The sequence below is a fragment of the Veillonella sp. 27098_8_77 genome, assembly GCF_041431535.1.
Taxonomy (GTDB): domain Bacteria; phylum Bacillota; class Negativicutes; order Veillonellales; family Veillonellaceae; genus Veillonella.
Window position 1 is genome coordinate 34,440 of the sequence record NZ_JAPVXW010000005.1, and the last position, 14,375, is coordinate 48,814.

Sequence of the window (14,375 nt, forward strand, 5' to 3'; positions counted from 1 at the left end):
TATATATGTGTTGAGCTAGCATGTGTTGAGCTAGTATTTATATAATTGGAGAGTTGTATGTGTAAAACAAATCAAGAACGACGTAGGCTAGGACGAAAGATACTGTCTTGGCTCACTTTTGGTATATTTGTCGCCTCTCAATCGTTGGTATTGGCGGCACCGATTATACCGGATAATAATGCTGCTATTACTGAACGACCATTAGTTCAGGAAACAGCTAATCACATTCCATTGGTTAATATTACGGCACCTACTAATGGTGGCGTCTCTATGAATAAGTATGACCAATTTAATGTTGAGAAACAGGGTGCTATTCTAAATAACTCATATGTAACGAGTAAAACGGAACTTGCTGGTTATGTGCAAGGTAATAGTAACATGGTGAATGGTACTGCAAAGGTCATCGTAAACCAAGTTACATCAGATGCACCAACATCTATGAGTGGCTATTTAGAAGTAGCGGGGCAAAAAGCCTCCGTTGTGGTTGCTAACCCTAATGGCATTACAGTTAATGGTGGGGGCTTCCTTAATACAGATCATGCTGTGTTAACTACAGGTAAACCAGAATTAGATGATGCTGGAAATTTACAACATTACCGCGTAGAACAAGGAAATGTTTCTATTGAAGGTAAAGGCCTTGATGGGAAACGTGCAGATTCTGTGTCTATCTTGGCACGAACTATTGATGTAAATGCAGGTGTTTGGGCAAAAACACTTAATACTCGTACAGGACAAAATCACATTGATGCTAACAACTTAAAGGCTACAGCTTTAGAGGCTTCAACTGTTGAAACAAAACCAACGATTGGTTTGGATGTAGCAGCAGTAGGTGGGATGTACGCGAATCATATTACTATGGTTGGCACCGAAGCTGGTGTAGGTGTTAATCTTAATGGTGTAGTAGCAGGCACTCAGTCTGTTTCAGTAGATGCTAATGGTCATCTATCTGTTAATGGTACACTTCAATCTGATAAGAGTCTTACGATTAAAGCAGACTCTATACAGAATACAAAGATAATTGCCTCTGGTGGAGAGTTAGGATTAGAAACAAAAGAGCTAACTAATACAGGGCATATTACATCTGTTAATAATGGACATATTCAGGTAGAAGAATCCTTAACTAACAAAAATACAATTGCAGCCGGTGTTAACATACAAGGCGCTGTTACAAGTAAGGGTTCCTTGTCTGTTGTGGCAGGTACCGTTCGTAATACTGATGCAGTGATTATATCTGGTGATACTACAACAATTAATAGTAAAGAATTACATAATACAGAGAATGGTCGCATTTATGGTGGGAAGATAGCAATACAAACCAAGGTATTCGAAAACCGCAAGAATGTAGCGTTAGAATCTAAATTAGATGCCGCTATGGCAGATATGAAAGCAGCAGAAGATAAGCTTGAAGCAGCCTATGCTGTAGATACTACAACTTTTACATCAAAAACTGAACAAGATAACTATTTGAACCGAATCAAAGAACTATCCAAAGTATATGATGAAAAACTAAAAGCTGTTAAGTTAGTACAAGAGGATTTATCTGCTCATAAAGGGAGTACTATTGCAGGTCGAGAAGATGTAACTATTGAGGCGGACTCTATTTTGAATAGAGAAAAGTCTCTTATATATAGTGGTGGTACTATGACGCTAGACGGTCGTGATACATTACACAACATAGGTGGTACTATTGACGGAATGGGCAATGGTGTCATTCGAAGTAAAGACTACCAAAATAAGAATTCCTCCTTTACCGCAAAACGTGTTAGCCCTGAAATTGAAAAAGGCCTTTCTGGTGAAAGTAATGACGCTATGCTTACAGCGCAAGAAGACCAAATCTTGATTACAGACAAAAATCATAGCGAGCGGGGCCAAACGTTTAAAAAGTCTGAATTTAGATCATTGAACAGTGGCTATGGTGCCTATCATAGTTATAGTAGTAAGGCACCAATGCCTATATACGAGGCTGCAGAATATGTTACTGTAGAACAAATTACACCTGAAGAACAAGCGGCTGGCGAAGCACCAATTCCAGCAGAATATATTGGTACAAAAGTACCATCATATGCCTATGATGACCCCATTTTTAAGGAGTTTGGCATTACATCTATGACGACAGAGCGCCCTCAAAAAGCAGGTCCTGAACAAGAGGCGTGGGATGCACAGTTTAAGCCTATTTTGGCATCATTAAATGATAAAATTAAAGCTCATAATGAAAAGGCTAAACTATATAACCAACAGATTTCTGGTGTGGCTAATGAAAAAATAGATGATTATACTATAATTCGAACTAAGACTATGACTTCTCATGAAGAAGTAAAAAATAGTACACCAGGTGTTGTACGCTTTGGTGGAGATATGTCATTCACCGGAACTGGTACTAATGAAAATAGTCAAATGGTTGTAGGTGGTACGTTAGCTACTACTGGAGCAATTAATCAAGTTGCAAAGGAAAATCAAGAAGTAACAAATACTTTTGGGACTACTGAAGTAACCCATAGATATAAGCGTAAATTTCCTCATAAATCTTGGCGTCGAGGTTATAAGGGTCAAGTGTTTATGACACCACAAGTGAATAAAGAAAATCCAATAGCACTTGGGGTTGCTAAGAAAGAAGATAAAAATGATAAGGCAAAAGGTGAAGTAGGGGCTAATCACCGTAAAGAGGTACAAGATTTTTTAAATCCATTTGCACAAGATAGTAGTAATGATACATCTAAACCAAATGCGGGAACGAACGTTTTGGCATTGCCTACAGAATCTTTGTATAGAATACACCCTGAAAGCACTACTAACTATGTAGTAGAAACAGATCCACAATTTACGAATAAAAAAGCTTTTTTATCTTCTGATTATATGTATCGAGAGATGAAAACGAAGCCTGAAAATATTGAAAAACGACTAGGCGATGGTTTGTATGAGCAGACCTTGGTTAGACAGCAGATTGTATCTGGAACAGGGTATAGATTTCTTGATGGGTATACAGATGATGAAAGCCAATATAAAGCTCTCATGGATGCCGGTGTTGCCTATGCTAAGCAACATGGTATTGTTCCAGGTGTAGCGCTGACAGCAGAACAAGTCGCTAGTTTAACTAGTGATATGGTCTGGCTTGTAAAAGATGTTGTTATGATAGAGGGTAAACCTGTTGAGGTAATCTATCCTAAAGTATATCTTAAACAAAGTCATGGCTTACAGTTGCATACTGATGGAACATTAATAAGTGCTAATACATTGATCATGAATGCAAAAAACAGTATTCGTAATGAAGGTGCTATTCAAGGTAAAACAGTAGTTCTTGCATCTAACCAAGATATTATTAATGGCGGTCATATTAATGCAGACAAAGTTGGTTTGCAATCGGATAGAACTATTTACCAACAAGGTCAAATTGTTGGCCGTGATGCTGTAGAACTACAAGCAAAAAAGGATATTACCTTTAACAATTCTATTGCGCATTTAACAAACCAAGATGTAATACATAAAACAGCCGGTATGGCTGTAACTGGTGATACAGGTGTTATGATTGTATCTGCTGGTAATGATGTAAACCTAGGTGGTGCGACTATTGAAGCGTTAGGTAAAGATGGCGCTATCGCTATTACCGCTGGACATGATATTAATAGCACTACAGATACTCTTACTGCTAAAAAAGATATGACTCAAGATGGGGATAATTATTTACGAACCTATCGTCAAACTGAACTAGGAACGACAATAGAGGCTGGCGGACATGTATCTATAGGTGCCAAACATGATGTTAAGGCTCGTAATTTGACTGTTAGCAGTGATTCCGGTGCTGTAAAGGTGATTGGTGAACATGACGTATCTATTGAAAATGGATATAGTGAATCTAAAGATGCCTTTGCGTTAACATATAAAGAAAAAGGGTTCCTTAATAAGAAAGAAACTAAAATTAAGACTCATGATGAATCTAAACATGCATTAATGAGTACACTTAGTGGCCATACTGTTGTAGTGGGTGCTAATAACGATGTGACACTTACATCCTCTAATGTAGTAAGTACTGCGGGCACATCTGTATTAGCCGGTCATAATGTAATAACTGATGCCGCAGCAGAGCATACGCTAAGTACCGCATCTAAAGATGTAAAAAAATCTGGTATTATGGGTGCTGGCATGGGTATCATGATTGGTAAAAAGCAATCTAAAGATAACTACTCTATCGATGAAACGACTCATAAAGCTACTACTTTAGGATCTACTAATGGTGAGGTTACTGTACAAGCTGGTGATACAGTTCATTTGACTACGACAGATATTACAGCGGATAAAGGTATTAGACTTAGTGGACAAGATATACTATTAGATGGAAAGGAAAATCATTACCTGTCTAAAGAAAGTCATGAATATAAGTCTTCCGGTCTTACAGTTAGTCTTGGCGGCTCTGTAGCAAGTGCTATTAATACGGCCTATGGATTACAACAAAAAGCTAAAGGTCGTGAAGATAAACGTTTAGCCGCACTAGAATATATGGAAGCTGGTAAAGAACTTAAAACGGCAGCGACGAATATCCATGATTACACAAGCTATACTGCAGGTTCTGTGTTAAAGAAGGGGACTGAATTAAAAGAGCTCGGTCAAGCCCAAATAACATCTGCACAAGAGCTAAAAAATGCTTCTCTTATGAATCGATATGCGAATACAGCAACAGCAAATGTTGCTGAGTATAAAACTCAAGTAGGCGAAGCCAATATAAGTAAAGGAAATGCAGAGTTAGCTGATTTAGAAAATGACAAAGCTGGATATAAAACTAAGAAACGTGCTAAAGCAGATAATCTTGTAAATATTCGTGTAAGCATTGGCTCTAGTAGTAGTCGAAGTGCGTCTTCCTATGAGGCAAATACATTTGATGGTGGTACTATTGAAAGTAATGGAGATATTACCATTGAGGCTAATAGTGCAGACTCTATCAAGGGTAATATTAAAGCTGTTGGTGAAACGATTTCAGGTAAAACAGTAAATCTAGTGGCTTCTAATGATGTATCTTTACAAGCAGCAACGAATACAAGTGAAAAGCTTGAAAATGCTAAGAGTAAAGGCTGGTCTGTTGGAGCTAATATTAGTGTTACTGGAGGTGGTATACTTGGATTTGATGCAAGTGCTAATGCTGCAAAAGAAAAGAGTAACACAAAGGTAACAACACATACTGGTACTACTGTTGTAGGTACAGATGCTGTTGCTATTACATCTGGAAAGGACACCCATATCAGTGGTTCCAAGGTAATTGGTAAATCTGTAACAGCAAACGTAGGTGGCAATCTTTCTATTGATAGCTTACAAGATACAAAAACATATGTAGGTGAAAGCTCTAATAAAGGGTTTAGTGTATCTACAAATGCGGGTTCTTTAAGTAATGTATCTATGAGTTCAAGCAACGGAAAAATGAAAAGTGATTATACGAGTGTTACTGATCAAGCTGGTATATATGCAGGTGACGGTGGATTTGTAATTAATACGGCTAAAACAACATCATTAACTGGGGCTGTTATAGATAGTGTAGCAGACTCTAATAAAAATAATTTATCTACTGGATCATTAGTTGTTAAAGATATTGAAAATAAGGCTGAATATACATCTCGTAATGTAGGCATGAGTTATAATCACGTCGGTGAGTTTAAGAATCTAAGTAAAGCGGGGCAAGATGCTGTGTGGAATACATTAGGGAAATTACCTAATCTGTTGCCAGATTCTAGCAAATCTAGTTCTTCCACTACAAAATCTGCTATTTCAAATGGTACAATAGAAGTACGAGACGCTAACTTTAATATGCAAACACTGTCTCGAGATACAAAAGATAGCTTGAATAAGCTTGATGAAATCTTTGATAAAAAGAAAATAGAAGAACGTCAAGAATTATCTAAGTTATTTGCAAAAGAAGCCTTTGGACAATTACATAATTGGAATCCAACCTCTAAAGAAGGTAAAGCTGCGAAAGCAATAGCCCATGGTGTAGTCGCTGAAGTATCTGCTCGTATGGCAGGAAATAAACCGGGTAGTGGTTTTTATGCTAGTGCTACCAATGAAGCATTAATTGGAGAAATTCAAAAAATTGCCAAAGAAAAACCTGATGTAGCTCAAACATTAAGTGCTTTACTAGGTGCTGCTGTAAATGGTAGTTTAGGCCATTCACCAGTGACAGGTGCAGCTGAGGCACAATATGGGACTAAGTGGAATGAATATCAGACTATACAAGGTATTAAGGAAAAAATAGAGGCATTAAAACAAGGGAAAAGTATTGAAGTACATGGTAAAGATATAACCTTAGATAATATAAGAGAGAATGAATGGCTAATATTATATGGGATTGATCCAATAACCAAAGAGTATAGATATGTAGCTATTAATAAGAATGGGGAGAGTTATGATATTAAACACTATGATTATTATTTAAATAATAGTTTTACTAACATCCTTAATGTGAATAATCTTGTTACTATTCCAGCGGATATGGTTGTTTATAATGGGAAAGATATTCCTGTTAGAGTTACAAATGAATATATGGATAATCCCGCTACTGCTAGGCTTGTATCATCTGGTGAAGTATCTCGATATGAGTTGGGGGAGTATAATGGCAATATTTTTGCAACGGATTTTTATACAAAAGCTAGTCCATCTTTTTGGAGAAAGGTACAAGGTGAAAGGGTTAAGTATAGTTTAGATAATATTGATGTAAGGCATGTTGCTCCAAGTTACGTTATATATCGAATAATAATGGAAAAGCGTATTCCTCGGAACCTTGCAGATGATTATAAAGTTGTATTTAATGATGGAAAGTTTTGGGTGCAATCTGTTAAATATCCGAAATATAAGTCAGAATTAAGCCAAACTGGTGCTTTTATGATTGTAGGTAGGAGTGAGTATCAAAAAGAATATGAAAAAATGCAACGTATAGGTGCGGATAATGAAGGGTATTTTGGATTAGGATTAAGAAAAGGTATAGGTGAGGCTAGTTTAAAAGTTGTTGAAGGAATGTCTTCTGATGATAGAATTTTTATTGGTAGTGAAGCAACTATAAAAGGTAGCGTTACTGTGCGTGATCTTGTCAATCTTTTCCAACCTAAAGAAATGATAACTGGAGAGAAAGTAACGGTTAAATCAATTCTAAAGGTGCCACTTGTACCTGTTATGGGACGGAAAAGTAATGATTATTGGCAATCTGGTTTTAAGATAGATAAACCGATTTTGAAAAGATTTCCTGGTGGGGATACTCTTATACAAGTTGATGTTCCTATTACTTATAGAACAGAAATCGAATCTGTTGCAACAAAAGAAGCTATATCTGCAGTTAGAGAAAAGACTAATAATGCTAAAGCGGAAGAGTTAGTTGCCATGGCATATCATAATGCTCATCCAAATGAAGGGAATTTTTATTATGATGTAAATAGAAAAACAAAAAGTTTAATAAAAAAAGTTGACAGTGTCACTCATAAATATGAAATTCTTGATGGCGATGAACGTTGGAATGTTCTTCCAACTAAGATTTTTGATGATATTTATAGACATAATAAAGTGGATGAAGAATGATGAGACAGCTTTTATATTCTGAATTAATAAAGTTTAAATTTGAATTATTATCTTTAATTCAATGGTTAAAGACAATAAATTTATTTACAATCAATATACAGACATACCTTTCTATAAACTTATTGGTGTTTATTGGTATAGGAATAAATATCTTTGTTTTATCTACTCTTCCGGAGATAGTATATACTCAAGAAATTTATGACATTATATATTATGTGGGCACAGTTATTTATGTTCTTTTTGTAGCTTTTACAAATTATGGTAGCTTGAATTATTACAATAAAGTGCAATTTCATTGGGTAAATATCATAATTACTGTGGTTTTACTATTGATATTATTGGGTGGAAAGCATTTTGACCTTTCTTACGGAAAAGCTATTTTTGAGTCCAACAATATTATATTATGGGGCGTTGATGTACCAGATTTATTCTATCCATGTCTTTTGTGTTCAATGTTGTTGTTTTCTGTAGTACCGAGGAAACTTTGGTTAAGAGATAATAATGTTGAACTTAAGGGAATAATTTTTGATAATAAGGTTATAGATGTACTCTGGGGTGAGCGTAATGATTTAACTACCTCTCAAATTAAAGCTATAAACTCTTTTTATAGTCGCCAAGATAAAAGGCCTCTTTTAACAGATCTTTATAAAAGCATATTAATTGACAGTCTTTGGCCTAATGGACGAAGCACAGTTCGTCAATGGAATCTTTTTAATGTATATATAGCGTTTATAATATACAATATGATATTAAATTATAATATCGAAAACTATGCTCTGCGATATGCTTTATACGTTTATCTTATATATACTATTATCATCATGATCTTTAGACGTTTGAGAGATAGCAATAGTAGTATATTTTGGATTATTGACTTATTTGTCCCTATTAGCAATATATATGTATTGTATTTGTTGTATAATAAAACCTCTGCGTTATATGATAAAGAAAGTAACAGTATTTTTTATTATGCATTATGATACATAAAATATGGAGATATGAGATTGTATGTTAAAGATCTTTCTATGGCTGAACAACAATCAGAAATTAAAACTTCTTGACTTTCATTCTATAGAAACATTATAATCAGATTATAATTTTATACTCGCCTAAAAGAAACCGATGAGGTGGAGATAAAAATAGGAAATGCACTCACAGAGAGCGGGATTAGCTGAGAACCCGTAGTACGTAGCTTATTAAATGGACCACCGAGGGCGCATGGAACAGAATGAGCTTTCATTCCTAGTATGGTGCGACGTCACACGAGCGTTAGTCGTGAGGGATATGTTAGTATCCTGCGAAAGGGGAATGCACTGCATTCAAACAAGGTGGTATCGCGATTTATAGCATAATACAAGTATTTTCTAATAATTGTATAAGAATAGAACTATAGACTCGTCCTTGACGTTATATTGTCATGGGCGAGTTTTTTTATTGTCTTTAGACTGGTTCGTGACGTAGTCGCGAATCATAAAACCACCCGCTATGCGGGTGCGGCAACGAAAGTTATACAAAAAATCACCTTGCTTAAGTATAATGTAGGTGTTCAAGCCGCATTATATGCAAAAGAAAGGTGATTTTATATGGCAACAAAGACACAGAGTCTTGTGCACATAAAATGGTTATGCAAATACCACATAGTATTTACACCTAAGTATAGACGTAAAGTTATATATAATCAATATAGAAATAGTTTACGTGAAATATTGAGGCGTTTATGTGAATATAAGGGCGTCAAGATTATAGAAGGGGATCTCATGGCAGATCATGTGCATATGTTAGTATTAATCCCACCTAAAATAGCAGTATCATCTTTTATGGGATATTTAAAAGGTAAAAGTGCACTTACGATGTTCGATAAACACGCAAACTTAAAGTATAAATATGGAAATAGATACTTTTGGTCCGAGGGATATTATGTTAGTACAGTAGGTCTAAATGAGGCAACAGTAAGAAAATATATACGTGAGCAAGAGTTATATGACCAAATGAAGGATAAGTTAAGTTAAGTGTAAAAGAATATGAGAACACTTTTAAGGGTAGCAAGTAATACATATCCTCTTTGAGGGGAAGGCTACGAGTTAATAGCTATGCGGCTTGAACGTAGTGAAAGCCAGTGCCTTTAGACGCTGGCCTAGTACTACGGGCTTATAGCCCGTGAGCAAACCACCCGTTTTACGGGTGGTTCTGATTGGTATCGCCAGATGGAGGTTTTCATCGTAAAACAGAAAATAATGATACAAAAAGATGGTCTGTAGGAGCTAATCTAAGTATGAATGGTGGCGGTGTCTTAGGATTTGATGCTAACTATAATAAAGGTATGCAAAGAGAAAATACCGAGAAAGTATCATACGCACCTTCTTGAATAACAGCTAATTATGCCGGTGTAACGGAGCAAGCCAGTATCTTTGCAGGTAAGAATGGTTATACAATTACTACAAAAGGTACTACTATATTAGAAGGGGCCGTTATTGACAGTAAAGCTGCTGCAGAAAAGAATACAGTATCTACCGGTCACTTAGTTATGAAAGATATAGAAAGTACGGCTGAGTATTCCTCGAAGAATACCGGTGTGAGTTATAATCATATAGGAAACTTTAAGTCTCTGAGCCAAGCGGGACAAGATGCGGTATATAATTTGTTAGGACTTTTACCGAAATTATTACCTGAATCGAGGGATTCCGTACATAGCACTACTAAATCTGCTATTGCTGATGGTACAATAACTGTGCATGATGAATCTGTAGATATGCGTACTATATCCAGAGATACCGCTAATAGTCTTAATAAACTAGACAAGATTTTTGATAAGAAGAAAGTAGAGGAACGACAGGAATTAGCCCGACTCTTTGCTAAAGATGCATTTGAACAATTGCATTATTGGGAACCGAAAACAAAAGAAGGTAAAGCGGCAAAAGCAATAGCCCATGGTGTAGTCGCTGAAGTATCTGCTCGTATGGCAGGAAATAAACCGGGTAGTGTTTTTTATGCTGGGGCTACGAATGAAGCATTAATTGGAGAAATTCAAAAAATTGCAAAAGAAAAACTTGATGTAGCTCAAACATTAAGTGCTTTATTAGGTGCTGCTGTAAATGGTAGTTTAGGCTATTCACCAGTGACAGGTGCAGCTGAAGCACAATACGGGACTAAATGGAACTATCAAGGCGCGATGAAGATTAATGGCAAGATTGTACCAGAGGCAAAATATCAGGCAATTAAACAAAAAGATGGTAGTTATCGTTTCTATAAAGCTATTGATGATATGACCAATGTCGTAGAAGTAAGGGAGTCTGATTTACCTAGAGGAGCAATTGTTTGGTATTATTATGGTGATAATTTTATCGGAGATGGGACGGATATAGGTGAAACATTCATAAAATATAATGGGCAATTACATTCTGTAGAAGGACATTTCAGTTTAAAATACGATACATAAGATAATAGTGTTGTGTACTCGAAACTCGACCAATCGGCAAGAGAAAGTCTAATAAAAGCAGGGATGAAACTACATTCGGTTTCAAATGTAGTTTATGGTGAAGATAAAAACGGTAATATTGATCGATTTAAACTAACAGAGTCAGTCAAACAATTGAGAGATGAGACTATGGAGAAAAATATCAATAGATTCTTTAAGGCGAATAATAAGGAGCATAATGAGAAACTCTATAAAGTACTTGCCAATAAATTAACAGTAAAAGATTTAGAAAAAGCTGAAAATTCTTTACGAGAATATTGGACTCCTAAAATGGCATCGTATGGTCCATCTACTGTGGATGCATTAAATACATTTTTATCTAATAATCGCGAAGCATTAGTTGGACAATATGGTATTATTGCTGTTAGTAAGCGTAGTATATTAGGTGAAGATAAAAAAATGCATACTTATGATTTAGTTACATATGGTGCTGAATCTAATGTTGCAAAGGCTATGCTTCAATATGATAGTAAAATCTTAGAGATTGTTAATAATACAATTATTAACAGTGAACGTGTTGGGGGTGTTGCAAATTCAATGAAAACATGGTCGGATAGTTATGAAGCTGAAAACCCACTTATTTCAGAGCAATATTATTTAGCTGGTAAATTTACTGCATTGACTACAGTTAGATATGATGCAAATACAAAAGACTATTTAGTAACAATTCAGTTCTCAGATGGATATGATAATCATATTAGTCGAGCTATTGGACCTAATGCGATAAATGTTCAAAAACCTGTAGCAGAACTGGAAGCTGGTGGTAGATATAGTCCATTTTACTGGACTACAGAGCCAATAAAATTAACGCTTCCAGCATATAAAGTTGAGGCCTATATGAATAGTGTAAATAATACGGCTAATTCTAGATTTCTTAATAGAATTCAGTAGTATAGGGGGGGTTAGTATCAAAGTATTGTTTGTGAAATCTATTTTAGTAAGTTTATTTGTATGTCTTTTAATTCAAGTATATACTTTATTTTTTTCGGAATTAAATAGTGATAATTCTATACAAATTATTGGTTTGGGCAAATATGTGGTACTAGCAGATGGTGGGATTTATAATGCATATAATCAAAAGAATATAGAGTCTTTTGTTTATGGTGCTACTTCGTCAAACACCAAGACCTATGTTGTTGGTGAATATGGTGTCTATATATTTGAAAATAAATTATCCTTTATAGAAATCTCGTTTTATCCAAATCCATATAAGAAGAATGATATCCATGAGCAAATTATCAATTCAATATTTGAAGAATCTGGTGATTCGGTTATCATTTTGTCTCAACTTACAAAGATTGATAAAACTAAAGTAAAAAGAGCTATAAAAGCCAGTGATCAAATATTTGATTACGGACGTTTACGTGACATTGATAAACAGTGGTTTGATTTATTAATTGGAAATTAAGTGATGAGAAAATTCAAATATATTTTTGATATAAGAGTAATGATAGGGATTGTAGCCATATTAAGTTTTAGTTTATACATATTCTCTGGAGCTACACTAAATTTTTATCAAAATCCTAGTAAGGAAATCGTTGTAATTGGTAACTATCAATTTAGTCGATATCCAGTGGTTGAGTTAGAGGATAGGAGTAAGAATATAACACTTGAAGTGAGCGTTTATGCCAAATTATTGGAGGATAAAACACTTTATGTATTAGGTGAACGAGCCGTTTATATTATTGATGTAGAATCAAATAAGATGCGCATGATTTATAATGAGGCCCCTTTGTTTGAACAGTACATAAGTAATGCACAATTAATGTTGCTATATGGTAATAATATAGAGACTGTTAATACTTTATCAGATAAAGATAAGTATTATATAGATAAATTAATTACACCAAACATTTATTCGACATTAAGTTATAATTCAGGGCATAAGATGTGGCTAGATAGAGTGTTAAATTTAATTAGCATTTGATAGTACTTTTTTCCTAAAAAGGACGTTATAGTCTAATCATCAGTAATATGTAATGCTGAAGGATTTAATGCTATAGCGACCTTTTATTTTCCGTTAGTTTGAGGTATGAGAAGATGTTGTAAATATGTCAAGATTTATTTCATGCGATTATTAAAGATATTAGTGAAACAATTTCAGATAAAACAGTCAATTTAGTGGCTTCTAATGGTGTATCTTTACAAGCGGCAACAAATACAAGTGAAAAGCTTAAAAATGCCAAGAGTGGCAGTGTAATATATTTTGTCGGCGGCAAAATAGAATTATAACAATACTAAATATATTTATGCTACCTTTGAAGCTGGACCGGAGTTGGGTGCTCAGACTAAACTTGGTCCTGTAAGTGTGCGAGCCAATATTAAAGCGGGTACTAAGAAATATATTAATTTAAGAATTCAATTATAGGAGATAAATCTGAAGAGGATAAGGTTTATACTAAAGTTTCTGATTTACTGAAAAACTACGGAGGATAATATTTTATGAAAGATTTGTTCATTTTTTTTAAGAATATTGATCCACAGTTTTATACCTGTATATTTGGGGTAGTTGTAACTGGAATTGGCATATACAATCCTTTGCTATTAGGCCTATATTCTCCCGATAACAGTTATAATGAAAGTCCAGTTATGATATTTATTTTTAGGCTTATTAGTGGGATGTTGTTTTTAATAATGGTTTTGTATTTATTATATCGGCTTGTTACAGGGACATGGTTTGGTACTTAATTTTGAATGTTTAGATTTTTCAATTAAATGAAAGTAAATATAAAATCTATCTTCTACAAAGGTAAAAATCATAGTAACTTTTAATTGACACAACCCCATAAAATCTGTATACTATTTTGAGTAAGCTTTAGTCGTGTTTCCATTAGCCCCGGAAGCAAAGGACAAGCTGATTTTGGTAGAATTATGACGTTATTAGGAGGATATGCAGCATGAAAACTACATTTATGGCCAATCCGAACACAATCGAACGGAAATGGTATGTTGTTGACGCTGAAGGTAAAACTTTAGGACGCCTTGCTGCCGAAGTTGCAAAAGTTCTTCGGGGCAAAAATAAACCAACTTTCACACCACACGTAGACACTGGTGACCATGTGATCGTTGTAAACGCAGAAAAAATTCGCGTAACTGGTAAAAAATTGGAACAAAAGGAATACTTCCGTCACTCTGGTTACCCAGGTGGTTCCCGTTTCACTAAATTATCCATGATGCTTGAAAAACAACCTGAACGTGTTGTTGAAATGGCAGTTCGTGGTATGCTTCCAAAAAACAAATTGGGTGCACAACAATACCGTAAATTAAATGTATACGCTGGTCCTGAGCATCCACATGCAGCTCAAAAACCAGAAGTATTAGAAATTTCCGTACGATAATCTAGAGGGAGGAACAT

At 35.0% G+C, this 14,375-nt stretch carries 8 protein-coding genes and 1 pseudogene; all 9 read left to right on the top strand.

The window, feature by feature from the left end; genetic code table 11:
• Positions 1–57 precede the first annotated feature (57 nt).
• The 9 genes and pseudogenes from O3617_RS04380 (at position 58) to rplM (ending at position 14,358) form a co-directional block, all read left to right on the top strand.
• The gene (locus O3617_RS04380) at positions 58–7,545 is read left to right on the top strand and encodes a hemagglutinin repeat-containing protein (RefSeq protein ID WP_371448869.1); all 7,488 of its coding nucleotides are present in this window, start codon (positions 58–60) and stop codon (positions 7,543–7,545) included.
• Positions 7,542–8,525 (top strand): DUF805 domain-containing protein, encoded by a 984-nt coding sequence (locus O3617_RS04385; RefSeq protein WP_371448870.1) that lies wholly within the window; start codon positions 7,542–7,544, stop codon positions 8,523–8,525. Before O3617_RS04380 ends, O3617_RS04385 begins: the two co-directional genes overlap by 4 nt.
• Before the next feature lie 603 nt (positions 8,526–9,128).
• Positions 9,129–9,595, top strand: a pseudogene (gene tnpA / locus O3617_RS04390) (IS200/IS605 family transposase).
• 141 nt (positions 9,596–9,736) lie between these two features.
• A complete protein-coding gene (locus O3617_RS04395; RefSeq protein ID WP_371448872.1) occupies positions 9,737–9,910 on the top strand; it encodes a hypothetical protein in 174 nt (57 codons plus the stop codon).
• Positions 9,911–10,117: 207 nt separating this feature from the next.
• Positions 10,118–10,981, top strand: a complete 864-nt coding sequence (locus O3617_RS04400; protein WP_371448873.1) for a hypothetical protein — start codon at positions 10,118–10,120, stop codon at positions 10,979–10,981.
• Positions 10,982–11,044: 63 nt separating this feature from the next.
• Positions 11,045–11,911: a hypothetical protein gene (locus tag O3617_RS04405; RefSeq protein ID WP_371448875.1), complete on the top strand. Its 867-nt coding sequence runs from the start codon at positions 11,045–11,047 to the stop codon at positions 11,909–11,911.
• Between the two features lie 31 nt (positions 11,912–11,942).
• On the top strand, positions 11,943–12,428 hold the full coding sequence (locus tag O3617_RS04410; RefSeq protein WP_371448876.1) for a hypothetical protein: 486 nt from the start codon (positions 11,943–11,945) through the stop codon (positions 12,426–12,428).
• The gene (locus O3617_RS04415; protein ID WP_371448877.1) at positions 12,429–12,947 is read left to right on the top strand and encodes a hypothetical protein; all 519 of its coding nucleotides are present in this window, start codon (positions 12,429–12,431) and stop codon (positions 12,945–12,947) included.
• 970 nt (positions 12,948–13,917) lie between these two features.
• Positions 13,918–14,358, top strand: a complete 441-nt coding sequence (gene rplM, locus O3617_RS04420) for a 50S ribosomal protein L13 (protein ID WP_005381375.1) — start codon at positions 13,918–13,920, stop codon at positions 14,356–14,358.
• Positions 14,359–14,375: the final 17 nt, after the last annotated feature.